Raw genomic sequence first — 16463 nt, forward strand, 5'->3', positions numbered from 1 at the left:
ATTCTAATTAACTCATAATTTTGCCTGGAATATCATTCTACTATGTATTTGTGTAATTAATTCTGTCTAACTACTTAGCGGCTGCAAACCGAGCAAGGGCTGTTTTGATTGCACCTAAAATCCTCCTCGATTTGAGTAGAGTTTTGCTGTGCTGAACTATTGCAAGACTCAGAAACCTGGTTGTTTATACACAAACATTTTTACAGCCCTTTGTTATGCTATGAAAAATGGTATAAAAACCAGGTTTATTGGTATGTGTCCGTAAGTCTTGTGTTTACAAAATTTATTTGTCAGTGTCATCGGGTGCGATCGATGCCTCTACCTCTTGGGAAGAACGGCTTAACATAGAGTCGTGCAGGTGTTCGTTGTGCTGCCTTTCTTGAGCCATTAATTCTCTGGCTTTTTCTTCAGCAATTCCCTCCCCATGTGTTTCTAGCTCGTGGGAGGAACGGTTGAGCATAGAGTCGTGCAAGTGTTCGCTATGCTGCCTTTCTCGTGCAATTAGTTGTCTAGCTTTTTCTTCGGCGTTCATGATAGTCTCTCCAAGTGTTTATGAGAACTGGTTCTTATATTAAAATGCCACAATTCGAGGGTAAATGTAGCAAGATTAACATAAATTTTTACAAAAAAATGTAGAAAAAAAATGTAGAAAAAAAATTGAGTTTGCTGGCGGTGGGTATTGGGATCGGTCGTTGCTGAGCTAATTATTGCCAGACGCCGGAAAATATATTCTTGACTGCGATCGCAATTCGATTTAAGTCTTCCTTCAGCAGGGGTGGCCAAGAAACCCCTCTGCGGAGTCCAGCTTCAAATTGCTGCAAACCTTCTACTGATAGTAAATGCAGTGCCGAGATTAATTGTCGATCGAGCATTGGAGATTCTTGCAGCCCTTCAAACAATATTTTTAAAGCTAATAAAATCGATGTCACCTGTCCGGGTACGGGCGGTTGACCTTGTTTGAGACGCATCAGGAAGGCGTCGGGATTTTTCTTGGTTTCCAGGGCGGTTCCTTGGTCGATCAGAAAACTGCGGGCTGTTTTGTAATCCATTTGACGTGCGATCGATCTCCTGCAATTAATTAGCTGGCATTATATCACTTTTTGTCGCGCTCAATTTGGTAAGATATTTCCATACAGCCTACACTACAGCTACTGGTGAGGTGCGCCCATAAGCACGCTACAGCTACTGATTAGAGGCGTAGCATTCATCCCACAGTCGCCTTGAGCGAAGTGAAACGGACAGGAAAAAATAGAACAATGGCAAAACACCAAGGAAATAGCAGAAAATCCAAGATTTATCGCTACTTGTGGCTGCTTTTTTTGTGTCTGAGCTTTCTGTTAGTTCCGCTCATCAAAAAAATAGCTGCCGATACGCCATTCCCCCCACCCGCTCCTATTGAAAATAGTGCTACTTTTGGAGCGAGGATTCCAAGGACGATGGGGCTACTTGCTGCTAGCACTCCAACAGACCGCCGCCAAGTGCGTATCCTATTCTACGGTCAATCCATCACTCAGCAAGATTGGTGGCAAGATGTAGTGAAGGATTTGAAACAGCGATTTCCCAATGCAGATTTGATTGTGGAAAATCGGGCAATCGGAGGATTTGCCGCCCCCATTTTAATCCGTCCCAGCGAACACGATTTGTATCCTTTTTATCCAGACTTGCTAATTTTTCACGTCTACGGAGGCGGTGAAGATTACGAAGCCATAATTGCCAATGTCCGCAGCCGCACTGCTAGCGAAATACTCTTGCATTCAGACCACATCGACTGGATGCCGACAGGCAACAGCGACGATCCAAATTCAGTCAGCAGATACGAATGGCACAACACTCATTCTACTAAATGGCTGCCGGAGTTGGCCGATAAATATGGCTGTGAAATCGCCGAAATTCGCGAACCTTGGCGCAGGTATTTGAAAGACAATCGCTTGCAGCCACAACAGCTATTGAGCGACAGCGTTCACCTCAACGATTGGGGAAATTTTCTCCTAGCTGCTCTGATAAAACCGCACCTGCGATACAATCCGAATGCTGCCCAACCGCCGCAGGATTTAGTAAAAACCTACACAGTTGGTAGCGATGTTAAGTGGCAAGATGGCAAGTTGGTTTTAGAATTTGAAGGAAATAGAATAGATGCGATCGCCGATAAAACATTCAACGGCAAGGCAATTTCTGCTAGAATTGCGATCGACGGCAAAAAACCCTCAGAATTTTCTGAACTTTACACCATCACCAGACCTAGCCTTAGCCTTGGCGTCTCTTGGCCGGCAATCATCCAAGTATCCAGCCAAAAACCGCTAATTGTCGAAGATTGGAAAGCCATAATTACTGAGATTAACAGCGACGCTAGCAAGTTTAAATTTGACGTTGTAGGTTCTAAAACAGGTTACGACGGCAGCGGTACAAACGACGAAATGTTTGTCTCAAACTCTGGCCGCGTCGTGATTGAGCCGAGAAACTGGTGGCTGAAAAATTCTTATGAAGAGTCTAAAAAACCGACGCCTAAAGGCTTTGAAATTTCCTGGCAGGTACGACCAATGTTTGTTGATTCATACGTTCCTCCACAAATTACAGATTCAAGCCGCGAGTATTATACAACATTGGCTCAGAATTTGAGCAACTCCAAACATACCCTCGAAATCGTTACCGAAACAGATGGGAAAGTGCCTATTCAGGCAATTCGAGTGTATCGCCCTCCTTTCTCCAATCTCCCATCGGAAGTTGAGAGTTTTAAACCGCAGATATCAGCGGATGAACACGGATGAACGCTGATAAAATTGCATCCGCGTTTATTTGCGTTAATCTGCGGTTTAAAAAATCTTCATGTTGATTTTATAGCAATGGCCTTGGCGGCGTAGGGCGTTGATGATTGTTCAAATCATTAATATTTAAGCATCTTGAGCGAAAGCATCCAGGATACAAGCCCCCGGATTCATTCCGAAAGCAGACTCAGGACCCAGAAATAAAAAACCTGTATCCCAATACGCTTGGGTTAGCGCTTTCAGACGAATTTCATTTCACGCATTTATGAGAGTTCCCGACTTGTGAAAGGAAATCCGATTATTCTTATGTGAACCGTATTGACGTGTATCCAATAAAAAAGCCCCCGAGTTTATCCCTGGGGTCAATGGTTCAATTCTTTAATCTAAAATCTAAAATCTAAAATCTAAAATCGATTGACTCCTGCTATAATCGCCAAGATTATCAATTTCTAGGAATCCCCAGCTCCTGAGACATCAACAGCGATAAACATAAATCCGCCATAAAAATCAACACCCAAGAAGTTACCACCGCCGCCGTGGCAGCTTGGCCTACTCCTTTCCCTCCGCCCACCGTCGTCAATCCCCAACCGCAACCGACAAGGGCAATTATCAACCCAAAAATAAAACTTTTAATCGCCACAGTTACTAAATCCCAAGGCGCCAAAAAAGTCCGCACCGATTCCAAAAATACCGACGGTTCCAAATTATAAAAATTAACCGCTACAAATAGCCCGCCCAAAATCCCCACCGCTACCGCAAAAATTGTTAAAATCGGCAGCATGATGCAGCAAGCTATCACCCTCGGCACTACTAAATAATCAACCGGATTTGTTCTTAACATATACAGGGCGTCTATTTGTTCCGTCACCTGCATTTCTCCTATCTCCGCCGCAAAGGCCGAACCTACTTGTCCCGCCACCACGCCCCCCGTTAAAAGCGGTGCTAATTCCCCACAAAATGCCACAGCAAAAGGACCTCCCACCGCCTCAACAGCGCCAAAGCGAACCAATTCTCGGGCGGATTGAAAGGTAAAAATCATGCCCCCAAAAAAGGCTATTAGCAGCACGGATCGCAAAGAATCCAGGCCTACCGTTACTAAATGTTCCATGATTTTGCGACGGTCAATTTTGCCTTGGACTATGCGTAGCAGCACTTGGCCGCCCAGGAACAAGGTCACAAAAAACCGCTGAAACCACCTGTTATTGAAGGTTTCATCTAAATGTCGATCGTGTTCTTGGTCTTTTTTAACCAATGACTCAGGGCTCGCGATTAATTGCAAACAGGGCGAAGCACTGCCACCTACTGATTTTCGGCAATCCTACAGCAATTATTGCACGATTTGTCAACATATATTTTCAGTCTGCCTGCCGTGCAGTTGGTGGGTTGGGGGCGGTTTAAGATTTATTTATTGGTGACTTAACTTAATCGCCGCGGCCAACCCACCCTAGAATATGACTGACTACTGGGCAAGCAACAACTCGATAAACTTATCCAACTGTTCATTATTCTTTTCGGTTTGCTCTTTGCCAATTCTCAGTAGGTCTGATATTTTCTCTTCCGAGGCATCATCAATCGGCAGCGGTTGTTCATGGCTCAAATCGGGAGTAATTCTCAAATATTGATTCGGTCTTTCAACCGCATCATAAATCTGGATGAGTTGATAATTTACAGTTTCCGCAACTCCCGTCATCATGATATTAATTAAAGGCTCAACCCACTCAACTTGACCCCAATTTTTTACTTCTTCATAGGGAAATTTTTTCTGAGCTTCTCCTGTCCCCAGCGATAAAATTACCATATCTTTTGCTGTCGGGCTTTTGTTGAGGCTATCGTCAGGAATACTAAATTTATTTCTAACTTCAGCATAGGCACAAAGTGCCGGATTGTTGGCGAATACTCCCCCGTCAATTAAAGCGTAGCGTTCGTTAGTCAAAGAGTAAATTTTTGGAACTTCAAAATATGAGGGAGCGGCAGATGTGGCTCTGGCGATATCTCTGAGAAAATAGTCTTCGGCTGGATATTGTTGAGCATCTATTTGATCGAAAAAGTGAGCTTTTCTTCTTTCGATGTCGTAACTGGAAATCAAACAAGGTTTTAGCAGTTGGCTGAGTTTGCAATCTCTAAAGTTTTCCAAAAATAATTTTTCTAAGCGATCACTCGCATATTTCTCATCTATCAAACCATCTAGAGATCTGACTTTTTGCCAAAATGAAGTCTGAAAAACGTCACGGCCACTCTTAATCGAAAGATTAACAGCGTCTTGGGCCGCCCAGCGAGGTCTGCTGGGATTTTCGGCATCTGGACACAAATAGATGCAAGTTAAAATTCCTCCCGCACTCGTGCCGGCGATTAAATCAAAATAGTCAGCTATTCTCGCATCTGGGTTGCCACTTTTTTGTTGCAGCTTTGACTCAACGCTAACTAAAATTTGCGCGGGAATAATTCCTCTAATTCCGCCTCCATCTATGGATAAAATCCGGGTATATTTAGCCATAACTGTTGTCTATTCTGGACGTTTGCTCGTTTCCTAATTTCAAATCCCTAAGCCTCGGAATTCATGCACCGCTCAATCTCTACTCTCAAATCTTCAATCTAAATTTAATTGGCGGGCTGCGATCGTATAGCGAAAAATGTATTCTACAATTTCTACGTAATTGTAGGCAGCGGCTGGCGAGTCTGCCCAGACTGTGATGCCGTGATCGCGAATTAACAAAGCGGGTACAGAGGGCGCACAAATGGCAAAGAATTCGCAAATTTCCTTGGCTATCTTAGGGACTTCCAAATAATTTGTAAAGAGGGGTATCGACACTTGCGGGTTTTCCTCCCACACCCCCAAACCTTTCAGCATTTCGATCGCAGGCAAAGGCACTGCATCTCCTGCTGTTAGCCGAGAAACTAAATTTGCCTCAATGGAGTGGACGTGATAGCAAGCTTTAGCGTCTGGAAAACAATTGTAAACGGCTAAATGAATGCTGGTTTCGGCAGAAGGGCGGCTGTGGGCAACAGGTTGCTCGACAATTGCGCCGTCTGAGTTCATTCTGATAAAATCTTGTTCAGTTAACTGCCCTTTCGCGCGGCCACTAGCAGTAATCCAAAAGCTGCCATCTGGTAAGCGGGCTGAAAGATTACCAGCAGTCCCAACCATCCAACCGCGATCGTAAAAATGTTTGGCTGCTGCAATTAAATCTGATCTTAAATCGCCACTCATTCTTTACAAATCCTCAGTTTTTAATCTACTTTTTGCGTTAATAGGAATTGTGCTGGCCTATCTAAACGTAGGGTAATCCGTACACACCTTATATCAAATTCGGTAGTATCGGACTTATCTGCACGGGGGCGGGTTTATTATATTGTTTATTATGGGCAATTATTGTTGGTGAACCCTCCCCTACAAAATTTAACATCATACAATACCGATGCAAACGGAATTTATATTACCTGAGAAAGGCGATAGTTTCAATTCCATTTTTGGGACAAATTTTCCAAAATGTCAAAAAAATTATCCCATTTAGTATAAGGCTTTTGTTGTTCGTCTAGATACTCGGCAAGCCGATCGCGCGCAAACACCGACGAAGCCTGCAAAGCCATATTAAAATCCGTCAGCGAATCTCCGATTGCCACCTGTTCCTCGGCCGGGTGCTGGCCCATCACCCGCACCTTAGACACCAGTTCCTCATCTCCTTCAAACTCAGAATTGACTTGCAAACGAGGGCCACTAGCGTCCACATCCACAGCGTAAATAACCCTCGCCCGGTGTACCAAATCGCCCATTACCGTCTCTACCATGACCCGAAGACCGCCGGAAACGATCGCAAAATCTACCTTTTTCTCGTCCAAAAAATCCAGCAATTCCAACAATCCCGGCCGCATCAGCCTTCCCCTAGAAAATTCCACAATTTCCCCGTAACGTTCCGAGGGAATAGACTCTAGTAACTGCCGCACTCCCGATCGCAAACTCAGCCTTCTAGCGTATATTTCAGGCATCAGTTGAGACGACAGTTCCGGTGCGAAATGCTTGAGCATTGCCACAAAAGTTTCTTCAACAGTTATCGTGCCGTCAAAGTCGCAGAATACCACCCGTTGCTGATTATTCGGGATTGAAGATTTTTGCTTGTCATCGGTCATTGTCAGTCGCACCTTTGGAGAACGGGAAAAGTTTACACAATTCATCGTACACTGTCGAGCGATCGAGCGCGACTGCCCAAAACTAATAGTGACGCGCTGTTTGTTGGCAATTTCCCGCAGGATTTTATGCAGATTCTTCTAGAGAATCTTCATCTTCCAGGGAATCTTCATCTTCCAGGGAATCTTCATCTTCCAGGGAATCTTCCAGGGAATCTTCCAGGGAATCTTCTACGTCCTGCTTTTGGTTTTTTGTCTTTTGGGGGTTAGACTTAGCCGGCAAACAGATTAAATTATCATCCTCAGTATTAATCAAACCTTTCGATCGCAACTTACCCATCAGTCGCGTCACCGTCACCCGCGTCGAGCCAATTGCACTGCCAATTTGAGCGTGAGTCAAGGCCCAAGGCAGCCGGTAGCCCCGAACCACATCCGGTTCGTCGTCACCTACGTAAGGTTCGCCGAACTCCTCGATCAACAAAGTGAGAAATCCCAACAGTCGGTCGATCGTCCGCCGCTGTCCCAAAGTGCTCAGCCAGAGAAGTTTCCGCTGGTGTTGGTAGCGAAACGCATCCAAAATTTCCCTGCGGAAGTGAGGCCAATTATCCAAGTCATGCCAGTACATCCACACTACGTGAGTTTGATCGGCGTGGGCGTAAGCTTGGAGAGTAAACGGAGACTGAGCAACCAGTTCAAAGGGCTGGCCTGCGCCGACGAAGCCCAAAAAAGCTTCTTCTGTAGTTTTGTCAACGGATTTCGACTTCGTCGCCGCAGCGCTCACTTGAGCGCTGCCTACGAGCCTCACAGAACCCTTCTGGACTAAATACAGCAGTCCGGGTCTTGCGGGAATCCGCTCGTCTTTGCTAAAAGTCCGGCAGCGGTAGTGTTCCTGGGCCCAGTCGATAATTCGCTGCCAAGTGATAAACGGTCGATCGATAGTCTCTAGAGGTGTGGAAGTTGATTGCATAAGTGAGGCTCTGGGATATATTTTATCAGTGAGAAAAACAGCTTCTGCCAGCAGTGCGATACAAAGTGAGACAACCAACCCCCGATCGAGCTTGCACGCTTCTTAACTGTGCTGACTTTTCTTAGTTTTACCGAAAAATTTAATGTAGCAAAAAATACATCAAAATGGTAGATTTCAGCAAAAAATTTGTCGTAAATTATTGTATATTTAGCCCAAAAATCGCTAGAAAGCTGATTAATTCGATGTAGCCCCGCCTGGGGAAGCCGATCAACTATCTCTGACATCAGCAGTTTAACGTACAAGAACAGTGCAAGCGGTAACAGTCAACCGTCGCTGTTACCGTAGGATCAGCCGATATGGATACAGCAAATATCTCGCAGTGCCCGGAAGTTACAGTGAAGTGTTTCTTGCTTTCCAGGTTCCAAAGGGCGATCAGCCAGCAGGGGACACTAGGGGAAATTCCGTTAAATCGGAGTAAAGATAGCGCGCGGGTGCTGTACGTGTCTGCGATCGCCCTGAAATTGGCTAAAACTTGGCAGCAGACACCGCAGACAATCGCGGCCGAGTTGGCCGAAACTCTCGAACCGCTGTGCTACCCAGATTTCGCCGTTAAAGTAGCGCCGGCGGGAATTATTGAGTTGGAGTTGACTGATGCAGGTTTAGCCGTCTGGTTGCAGCGTTTAGCTCAAACGCACCTCCCCCTTCCAGAATCTCCAATATTATCTCCTGTTGTGTCAGCCGATCGACTGTTTCCCATTCAGTACAGCCACGCGCGCTGCTGTTCCCTGCTGCGAATGGCCCACCGCGATCGCATCATTTCGATCGCGCAGCCCGATGTCGCTACAGCGCCGCAAATTTGGTTCCTGGCGAGTCCAAATCCTATCCCTTGGACTGACGAGGGCGATCGACTGCGGTTAGTGCATCCAGCCGAATGCAATTTAATTTCGCAACTCTTAATAGTGCTTGACTATTTATATCCTATTTTTGAGGTAAATAAACGCGAACAACCTGTCAATTATTTCAAATTAGCCAATAGTTTGAGCGAAGCATTTCAGATTTTTTACAGCCAGTGCCGAATTTGGGGAGAAGTTAAAATAGAACAGCCCAAACTCGCCCAATCTCGATTAGGTTTAATATTAGCAACTCAATCTTTGCTGCGATTTATCCTAGAAGAGTTATTGAGCACCCTTGCTCCTTTAGAACTTTAGATTTAATCCTTATTATTTTTAGCAACATTTTTCCTTACTCAGAGGTGGCTTTTCGCAAGTTCCCTTGACTTCTTCCATCGGAAAATTTTTCTATTTTATCTGGATCGCGATGAACCATACAGTAAGCTAATGTCGCATAGAAAATTTCTAAAAAATTAGCTATTTCTTGACAATTTTGCCTCACTGCTTAATAAAGTTAATTTCTTTTATCTAAGTTGGGTCGTCTTATTTTATTTGATTTCTTGAACTAATCTTTCTTTGGGGTTTTTAGACTGAGGATTTTTACCTGACCTCTATGGCTGTGCTCCTTAAAATACTTAATCTTATATTATACAATTAAGCTGCTACGCAGCTTATCTATTGGCTATCTAGTATGCTCGAAAAACAAGAAGAATACAGCTTAGTAGGAACGAATCCTCTCCCTCTTCAGGAAGAAATCCAAGAGGATATAGCCTTACCAGAGACGGTACTTCTGACCAATCGACCTCTAAAACTTTCCAAACCGGAAACTCGGTCAAGCCTCAGAGCCCTAACTTTGGACGGTGTATTTGCTACGCTTTTTTACAGCATCATCGGCGGCGCGTTGCTCAGTAATTTCTTGCTCGATTTGGGGGCTGGTCCAGTCGAAATTGGTATGCTCTCCTCCATTCCTCAATTGGTAAATTTGCTCCAACCGTTCGGAGCTTATATAGCAGACCGAACACAAAGCCGCCACTGGTATTCGTTCTACATTTTCGGAATGTCGCGACTGCTGTGGCTGATTCTCGTGCCAGCCCTGTGGTGGGGAGGCTCATTTCATCTGGCCCGACATCAGCTTGTGCAGTTGACATTGGCAATCATCTGGGTAACTCAAGTCTTAGAATCTTTAGGTCGGGCTTCCTTCTTGAGCTGGTTGGCGGCGTTAGTACCTCAGCAGTTGCGCGGGCGGTATTTTGGCTTTCGCAATAGTGCTGTCAGCTTGACGAATCTCATTGGTGTGCCGTTGCTGGCTCTAGTGGTATCGAACTGGCCCGGTGGGAAGCTCCAAGGTTACAGTGCCATCTTGGTTTTAGGAATTGTACTTGGCCTCATCAGTCTAGGTTGTCAGTTCTTTATGACCGATGTGAACCCAAAGCTTGTACACGTCCATTTAGATACAGGCGAAAAATCATCCACAGGGACAATTTTTAGCTTTCTCAAGGAAGCCAATTTTTTAAAGTTTTTGCTTTACTCTGGTCTATGGAGCTTTGCCGTTAACGTCAGCGCGCCCTTCTTTAATCTTTACTTGCTGGATGACCTAAATATAGATGTCAGCGTGGTAACGCTCTATAGCAGTTTAGGTGCTGGTGCTAACTTGCTGATGCTGGTTTTTTGGGGGAAGCTGGCTGACCGGGTTGGGAATCGCCCGATTATGCTAGTAGTGGGAGTTTTGGTGGCTCTGACCCCTCTACTCTGGCTAGAAGGTGGAACGGCTCCAATTTTCCTATGGGTCTGGTTCCCGCTGTTGCACATAATCGGCGGTGGGACGTGGGCGGCGATCGACCTGTGCAGTGGTAATCTGATGATGTCGGTGGCACCGCTGTTGAATCAGTCGATATACTTTGCGATCGCGGCCGCGGTTCCTGGTGTCACTGGGGCAATGGGAATCACCGTAGGTGGCTTTCTCGCCACTTTGACCAATCTCGGTGGCTTGCCAGGGGTGTTTGCGCTCTCAGCCGTTTTACGACTCGTGGCTCTCCTGACGTTGGTTTTTGTTCACGAGCACCGTTCTGTGTCTTTAGGTAAGTTTTGGCTGCTCTTGTTGCCAGCTTGGTGGAGAAGAGTGGCGATTGAACCTGGAGACATCAGGTTTCAACCATTAATAGTTGAACAGTTGGACTGTCCACCTGAAAGCTCATGCGATCGCTCTTCAACTCTTGATTGATTGTACGGCACAAGAGTCCGAAAATAATTCCTAAAAGAGTTCATTAACCATTTTTAAAGTGTTAAAATACTCACTCAGATAATCTCAGATGTGACGGTTGTTGGCTCGCGTTTTTTCAGAAATATAAAGTCTGGCTACTCGGATAAGTTTTGAATGGTATCTAATTATTTTTTGGGTGCGTTCAACATTTTTTACGATGCCGATCGAGCTTTGAGGAACGATCGCCAATTCTCCGGCTGGTTGATAGCTTCTGGAACGACGATGCTAAATTTCATCAGTTGACCAGCGACTGTTAATGATTCTTCACATTCTGGCGTTGTAAAATAGCGAGAGTTTTATTCAGCTTTTTGAGGATACATCTCAGGGTCACACTACCAGGTAGAGTCTCACCGGGGCGTCAAATCCATCGATGAATATCCCAATATAATGCCTGCATCTAGTTTAAGGCGTTGTAGGCGAGATTTGATTTTTTTCAGGTTTGGCGATCGGCAGCGTTACTATAAATGTACTGCCGACGCCTTCTTCACTGGTCAAAGTAATTTCGCCACCGTGCAAGTCCACGCATTTTTTAACAATGCTCAGCCCCAGTCCAGTACCGGGAATTCGACCGACATTTTTAGCCCGGTAAAATGAATTAAACAACCGTCCTTGGTCTGCTACAGGTATGCCAATTCCTGAATCCTGTACCGAAAAAATAGCCTCATTTTTAGTAAGTTTTAATTCAAAAATAACTTCGGTATTTGGGGGAGAATACTTAATAGCATTGGACAGCAAATTGCCTAGAATTCGCCGGAGCAAGCTTACCTCCAAACACGCCATAGCGGATTGATAGGGATTGACAAAAATCAGCGTTACCCGATCATTTTCTGGTTTCAACTTCAGGCTGCTATGAAATTCCCCTACCAACTCATTACAAAACTTTGCTAAGTCTAGCGGTAGCAAGCAAAACCCGGCTTGTCCTGACTCAACACGCCCCAGCAGCAAAACATCATCTAATAACAAATCTATGCCTTTTGCCGCTGCTTGAGTTTTGTCTAGAAGTTCTTGTTTTTTCTCATCTGTTAATGTCAACTTGTACTTGGTAAGAAGTTGTGTAGTGCCGATGATGAAATTCAAAGGATTGCGAACATCATGGGCAATCATGTACAGCAAAGATGTTTTCATCTCATTGAGCTCTTGGGCTGTTTGCAGAGTGCGATCGAGTTGGTCGTGAGACAATTTGAGAGTTAAAGACAACTGGCGCGATCGCAGCAAAATCTCCACCCGCGCTTGCAACTCTATCTTCTCGATCGGAGCGATAATCAAATCGTCAATACTTTGCCAAATAAATTGCGTTGCCATCCCTACATCCGAGCGGGATGTAATCAAAAGAAAAGGCAAGCATACCGGGTGTTCTGCCTGTTTTTGGGCGGCAACCCATTGCCAGTGGCGTTTCAGCGAAATACCGTCAATTATCGCCAGGTCAAAAGATTGATTAAATGGTAAAAACTCCTCACTATTTTCTGTTGAGTTTGGCAGCAATACCTCATAGTAAACAGCTAGCCATTCTAATAACAGGCGGCGATTTTCTTTCTGTTCGACAAGCAATAAAATTTGACTCACGCAGATTCTCCTAGCAAGCTGTGAACAATTCCCAGCAAATCTCTAACGATCAAAGGTTTTACCAACATATTCCGAGCCCCGTGGCAGAGGCTTTCGTGCTGAATGGCAGCGCTTTGTTTGGGCGAGAGTATCAGAAAAGGGATTTGGTGATTTCGCAGTTGTTCGCAGCACTCCCAAATCCGGCGATCGAAACCAGAAATATCTACTAAAGCCATCCCGATCCTAGCAGGCTGACTGATAGCTTGTGCAACATCTTCAAAGTTATAAGCCGCGATCATCTGGTATCCTTCTTTATTGAGAAATTGTGCTAATAGTTCCAAGTTTCGCTGATTGCGGTCTACGGCTAAAATTATTGAGTTGCCAGTCATTTATCAGCTTCCTGTGAATACGGGTTATACCATTTTAGATTTTAGATTTTAGATTTTACAATGGCGAGTGACTGATTATATATGGGTTGGGAGGTGGCCTAAAGTTGGCTTCTTTTTTTATCTGGTATTAGCTTACTTTTCGGCGAGGGATTACATCGGTTTTCACTTAAGTGAAGTACAGATGATCTGACACAGGACACGGCCGCGTACCCTGTGTCCCTACTGTATTTCATAGAATTGAAAACTACACTACGATAAAAGTCGAAAAATACACAAATTTACCAATATATTTAAGTTTTCTAGGACTTAGGCTAGTGGTAAGGTGCGCGGTGCGCCCCCTACAGCTAGTGGTGAGGTGCGCGGTGCGCCCCCTACTCATTAGTAGATTCACGACTGCAAAATTAGCTGCACTTGCCCAGAAACAGCAGGACAAACCCCGATTCAATCTTCATCCGCTCCCCCCTCAATCCACACCGGCGCCGAACTCAAAATGCCGCGCAGCCCCCGTATCGGTTTGCTGACTTTGATGCCGTAGCGAGTAATCTCGAGTTCTCGCAGAGTTCTCTCGAAATTGCTGACTCGTTTTTTAATTACTCCGATCGCCTTGCGGATTTCTGTCCTATTATGCAGTTGGCGTTCCAGATAGCGTATAAACAGAAGATTATCCGCCAAATAGCTAATCCCGATCTCGGTCAGCCGAAAATCTCCGCTAATGACTTCTACCTCATTAATCAAGATAACGGTGACTCCCATATTTTTCAGATACTTGCACAAAGCGTGCAAGTTGTTCACCAAATCTTGCCCCTGCATCGAAAGCTGATAGCCAGAAATACTGTCAATCATCACAATCCGCGTCTTTTCCTGCTCCACCTCCTGGCGAACCATACAGGCAAACTGATCCGGCGAATAGAGCAAAGGTTCCACGGGTATGACGGAAAGACTTCCTTGCCCCATCATCGCCCCAACGGGGATGTTAACTGATTCGCAGCGCTGCTGGAGAGTAGAACTTGACTCCTCAAAAATATAAACTACCGATCGCTCCCCCCTTCCTGCGGCTTCCTTCATAAACTGAATCCCCACCGTCGTTTTACCCACGCCGCTAGGCCCGCTAATCACCGTCACAGTCCCCCGTTCTAGTCCCCCGTGCAGTAGTTCGTCGATTTCTGGAACCCCAGCAGAAATCGCTTCAGCAACAAAATCCTGTTGAAAGTTGTCCGGCAGCAGTCGCGGAAATACCTCCATACCAGCCTGAGTCAGGCGCAGCGAATGGCGGCCGCTGCGGAAGTTGGAGCCTCGCAGCTTGGTGACAGTCAGGGCGCGTCCTTCAGGGCGCAGTTCTAAATAAATTACTCCGTCGCTGATGAATTGCAAATCGTCGTCGGGAGCACTTGATGTGCCTTCGGAGGTAAACACCACCGTCGCCCCCCCTTCCACCAAAAACCGCAGAAAAGACAGAACTTGCTTGCGAAACTGAAACTCATCCGCAGCTAAGTAGCGAAATTGAGTGATTGCGTCCAAAAACACCCGTTGTGGCTTGACAGCTTGGACTCGCTCGATAATCTTTTGTGTAGTCGGTTCTCGCTCAACCTCGGAGGGCGAGAAAATGTCATAAGTCTGAACTTCTGTAAAAAATTCTGAGGATGGGCTCAAATCGAGGAACGCCATCGCTTCAATATCAAAACCTAGAGTTTCGGCATTGGCGCGCAATTGCGCTTCCGGTTCTCCTAAAGTAATAAACAGGGGCGTTTCTCCCAGAGCCACACCTGCTGCCAAAAAGTGAAAGCCCAGTGTAGTCTTGCCAGTACCCGGGCCGCCGCGCACCAAATAAGAGCGTTGAGGAATTAGGCCGCCGCCAATCACTTCGTTGAGACCGGTAATTCCCAGAGAAATTCGGTTTTGAGACATTTGTTTTTTCATGTTTTGAATATCGGCCCCGTATTAATATTTAATGGTTTTAGGCAGTGTTTTGATAATTTTTTTTACCGGGCGTCTGATAACCTTCATGAAATCTTTTTCTACCGAAAATTACGTAAGCATACAAGAATTAGAAAGTATTGTCGGGGCTGCTGGCATCTGTCGCTGGCAAGATACAGAGCTATTTTGGCAAGAACGGGTAGAAAAAGCACTTGCCCCCGACACGAAAATAGATTGTACTGTTTACCCGAATACTCAGGAAGAACTGGCGGCTGTCATTGCTTGGGCTGGACAAAATCGCTGTGCAGTCTTGCCTTGTGGCAGTGGCAGCAAACTTGATTGGGGTGGTTTAGTTAAGGGAGTCAAAATTGCCGTGAGCACGGCGCGTCTGAACCGGCTTGTAGAACACGCTGTGGGCGATTTAACTGTGACGGCAGAAGCCGGGATGAAGTTTGCGGATTTGCAGCAAATTTTAGCTGCAGCAGGTCAATTTCTGCCGATCGATCCAGCATATCCGCAAGAGGCAACTTTGGGCGGCATTGTTGCTACGGCTGATGCGGGTTCCTTGCGGCATCGCTATCGGGGGGTGAGAGATTTGCTGTTGGGAATTACCTTTGTGCGATCGGACGGTAAAATTGCGGTAGCCGGAGGTCGAGTTGTTAAAAATGTCGCCGGTTACGACTTGATGAAACTGTTTACTGGTGCTTACGGCACATTGGGCATCATCAGTCAAGTAACTTTCCGAGTTTATCCGCTGCCTGAATCATCGGGAACCGTAGTGCTGACAGGGGAAACTAAAGCTTTGTCCCAAACGGCTCAAATCTTATTATCCTCTGCTTTGACACCGACAGCCGTTGATTTGCTGTCACCTGAATTAGTCGCAAAATTAGGCTTAGGAAAGAGCACGGGATTAATCGTCAGATTTCAAAGTATCGCAGAAAGTGTTAAACAACAATCAGCCCGCTTGCTGGAAGTTGGCGAAAAGTTGGGTTTGCAAGGCACTAGCCGCTGCGAAAATGATGAGCATCAGTTATGGCAAAGATTGCCAGAAACAATGTGGGATTCTGGCACAAAGTCGGCAATTATTTGCAAAATAGGAATCAGACCGTCGGAAGCTGTAACGGCCATTAACGAATTGCCGGTACAGGACGCTTGGATTCATGCAGGCAGCGGTTTGGGGGTTTTGCGGTTTGAGAATGCGACGGCGGACAGGTTGTTGCAGGTACGCAGAGGGTGCGAAGCGAAAGGCGGTTTTCTGACTGTTTTAGCAGCGCCGACCGACATCAAGCAACAGTTAGATGTTTGGGGCTATACTGGAAGTGCGATCAATTTAATGCGCCGGATTAAACAGCAGTTTGACCCGGAAAATCTTTTGAGTCCCCATCGTTTTATAAGCGGTATTTAGTTTAAAGTTTGTAGTCAGGAGTTGGGTTTTTTTGAATTCCTAGTCTGAATTATTTGTGAACCAGATTTGTTTTTTAACGAATCGCGAAGGCGCGTTAGCGCTAGACCGCAAAGCAAGAGAAAAAAAGAGAAGTTTTTGTTAGGAAGTTGAGGACGTTCTTAATTGCACTTTATCCATGCGGTAGATTGCTTCTGACTTCTTTCCTAGATAAC

15 protein-coding genes are annotated in these 16463 nt (G+C 45.6%); 5 read left to right on the forward strand and 10 right to left on the reverse strand.

Annotated elements, in window-relative coordinates; genetic code table 11:
* Window positions 1–283 precede the first annotated feature (283 nt).
* Window positions 284–532: a hypothetical protein gene (locus QUA24_RS11345; RefSeq protein WP_333213079.1), complete on the reverse strand. Its 249-nt coding sequence runs from the start codon at window positions 530–532 to the stop codon at window positions 284–286.
* Between the two features lie 172 nt (window positions 533–704).
* Window positions 705–1049, reverse strand: a complete 345-nt coding sequence (locus tag QUA24_RS11350; protein ID WP_015174589.1) for a hypothetical protein — start codon at window positions 1047–1049, stop codon at window positions 705–707.
* A 207-nt stretch (window positions 1050–1256) separates the two neighbouring features.
* Between QUA24_RS11350 and QUA24_RS11355 the strand changes: the two genes are divergently transcribed.
* Window positions 1257–2765: an SGNH/GDSL hydrolase family protein gene (locus tag QUA24_RS11355; RefSeq protein ID WP_333229665.1), complete on the forward strand. Its 1509-nt coding sequence runs from the start codon at window positions 1257–1259 to the stop codon at window positions 2763–2765.
* A gap of 439 nt (window positions 2766–3204) precedes the next feature.
* Here the strand turns inward: QUA24_RS11355 and QUA24_RS11360 are convergent, their stop codons facing one another.
* From QUA24_RS11360 to QUA24_RS11380, 5 genes are all read right to left on the reverse strand, one after another.
* A complete protein-coding gene (locus tag QUA24_RS11360; protein WP_333229668.1) occupies window positions 3205–4014 on the reverse strand; it encodes an MlaE family lipid ABC transporter permease subunit in 810 nt (269 codons plus the stop codon).
* A 207-nt stretch (window positions 4015–4221) separates the two neighbouring features.
* Window positions 4222–5256, reverse strand: a complete 1035-nt coding sequence (locus tag QUA24_RS11365; protein WP_333229670.1) for a patatin-like phospholipase family protein — start codon at window positions 5254–5256, stop codon at window positions 4222–4224.
* Window positions 5257–5349: 93 nt separating this feature from the next.
* Window positions 5350–5970 carry a methylthioribulose 1-phosphate dehydratase gene (gene mtnB / locus QUA24_RS11370; RefSeq protein WP_333229672.1) on the reverse strand — a complete coding sequence of 207 codons (621 nt, stop codon included), beginning with the start codon at window positions 5968–5970 and terminating at the stop codon, window positions 5350–5352.
* 248 nt (window positions 5971–6218) lie between these two features.
* The gene (locus QUA24_RS11375) at window positions 6219–6887 is read right to left on the reverse strand and encodes an HAD-IB family phosphatase (protein ID WP_333229787.1); all 669 of its coding nucleotides are present in this window, start codon (window positions 6885–6887) and stop codon (window positions 6219–6221) included.
* A 124-nt stretch (window positions 6888–7011) separates the two neighbouring features.
* Window positions 7012–7851: a Crp/Fnr family transcriptional regulator gene (locus tag QUA24_RS11380; RefSeq protein WP_445242606.1), complete on the reverse strand. Its 840-nt coding sequence runs from the start codon at window positions 7849–7851 to the stop codon at window positions 7012–7014.
* Between the two features lie 356 nt (window positions 7852–8207).
* On the opposite strand from QUA24_RS11380, the gene QUA24_RS11385 reads away from it, so the two are divergent.
* The 3 genes from QUA24_RS11385 to QUA24_RS11395 all read left to right on the forward strand — a co-directional run bounded on the left by QUA24_RS11385 (window position 8208) and on the right by QUA24_RS11395 (window position 11244).
* A complete protein-coding gene (locus QUA24_RS11385) occupies window positions 8208–9059 on the forward strand; it encodes a DALR anticodon-binding domain-containing protein (RefSeq protein WP_333229674.1) in 852 nt (283 codons plus the stop codon).
* Between the two features lie 373 nt (window positions 9060–9432).
* On the forward strand, window positions 9433–10962 hold the full coding sequence (locus tag QUA24_RS11390) for an MFS transporter (protein WP_333159764.1): 1530 nt from the start codon (window positions 9433–9435) through the stop codon (window positions 10960–10962).
* Window positions 10963–11115: 153 nt separating this feature from the next.
* Window positions 11116–11244, forward strand: a complete 129-nt coding sequence (locus QUA24_RS11395; RefSeq protein WP_333159767.1) for a hypothetical protein — start codon at window positions 11116–11118, stop codon at window positions 11242–11244.
* A 159-nt stretch (window positions 11245–11403) separates the two neighbouring features.
* Here the strand turns inward: QUA24_RS11395 and QUA24_RS11400 are convergent, their stop codons facing one another.
* The 3 genes from QUA24_RS11400 to QUA24_RS11410 all read right to left on the reverse strand — a co-directional run bounded on the left by QUA24_RS11400 (window position 11404) and on the right by QUA24_RS11410 (window position 14837).
* Entirely contained in the window at window positions 11404–12564 is a 1161-nt protein-coding gene (locus QUA24_RS11400; protein WP_333229677.1) for an ATP-binding protein, read from the reverse strand.
* Entirely contained in the window at window positions 12561–12932 is a 372-nt protein-coding gene (locus tag QUA24_RS11405; RefSeq protein WP_333107926.1) for a response regulator, read from the reverse strand. Before QUA24_RS11405 ends, QUA24_RS11400 begins: the two co-directional genes overlap by 4 nt.
* Window positions 12933–13373: 441 nt before the next feature.
* Entirely contained in the window at window positions 13374–14837 is a 1464-nt protein-coding gene (locus QUA24_RS11410) for an ATPase domain-containing protein (RefSeq protein WP_333229678.1), read from the reverse strand.
* 97 nt (window positions 14838–14934) lie between these two features.
* On the opposite strand from QUA24_RS11410, the gene QUA24_RS11415 reads away from it, so the two are divergent.
* Window positions 14935–16251: an FAD-binding oxidoreductase gene (locus QUA24_RS11415; protein WP_333229680.1), complete on the forward strand. Its 1317-nt coding sequence runs from the start codon at window positions 14935–14937 to the stop codon at window positions 16249–16251.
* Window positions 16252–16463: the final 212 nt, after the last annotated feature.

The organism is Microcoleus sp. Pol12B5 (genome assembly GCF_036701335.1).
Taxonomy (GTDB): domain Bacteria; phylum Cyanobacteriota; class Cyanobacteriia; order Cyanobacteriales; family Microcoleaceae; genus Microcoleus.

Excerpts from the sequence above, each read along its gene's own strand:
- QUA24_RS11345 (WP_333213079.1), bottom strand. The coding sequence starts at position 532 with ATGAACGCCGAAGAAAAAGCTAGACAACTAATTGCACGAGAAAGGCAG.
- QUA24_RS11350 (WP_015174589.1), bottom strand. The coding sequence starts at position 1,049 with ATGGATTACAAAACAGCCCGCAGTTTTCTGATCGACCAAGGAACCGCC.
- QUA24_RS11355 (WP_333229665.1), top strand. The coding sequence starts at position 1,257 with ATGGCAAAACACCAAGGAAATAGCAGAAAATCCAAGATTTATCGCTAC.
- QUA24_RS11365 (WP_333229670.1), bottom strand. The coding sequence starts at position 5,256 with ATGGCTAAATATACCCGGATTTTATCCATAGATGGAGGCGGAATTAGA.
- mtnB (WP_333229672.1), bottom strand. The coding sequence starts at position 5,970 with ATGAGTGGCGATTTAAGATCAGATTTAATTGCAGCAGCCAAACATTTT.
- QUA24_RS11375 (WP_333229787.1), bottom strand. The coding sequence starts at position 6,887 with ATGACCGATGACAAGCAAAAATCTTCAATCCCGAATAATCAGCAACGG.
- QUA24_RS11380 (WP_445242606.1), bottom strand. The coding sequence starts at position 7,851 with ATGCAATCAACTTCCACACCTCTAGAGACTATCGATCGACCGTTTATC.
- QUA24_RS11385 (WP_333229674.1), top strand. The coding sequence starts at position 8,208 with ATGGATACAGCAAATATCTCGCAGTGCCCGGAAGTTACAGTGAAGTGT.
- QUA24_RS11390 (WP_333159764.1), top strand. The coding sequence starts at position 9,433 with ATGCTCGAAAAACAAGAAGAATACAGCTTAGTAGGAACGAATCCTCTC.
- QUA24_RS11395 (WP_333159767.1), top strand. The coding sequence starts at position 11,116 with ATGGTATCTAATTATTTTTTGGGTGCGTTCAACATTTTTTACGATGCC.
- QUA24_RS11405 (WP_333107926.1), bottom strand. The coding sequence starts at position 12,932 with ATGACTGGCAACTCAATAATTTTAGCCGTAGACCGCAATCAGCGAAAC.
- QUA24_RS11410 (WP_333229678.1), bottom strand. The coding sequence starts at position 14,837 with ATGTCTCAAAACCGAATTTCTCTGGGAATTACCGGTCTCAACGAAGTG.
- QUA24_RS11415 (WP_333229680.1), top strand. The coding sequence starts at position 14,935 with ATGAAATCTTTTTCTACCGAAAATTACGTAAGCATACAAGAATTAGAA.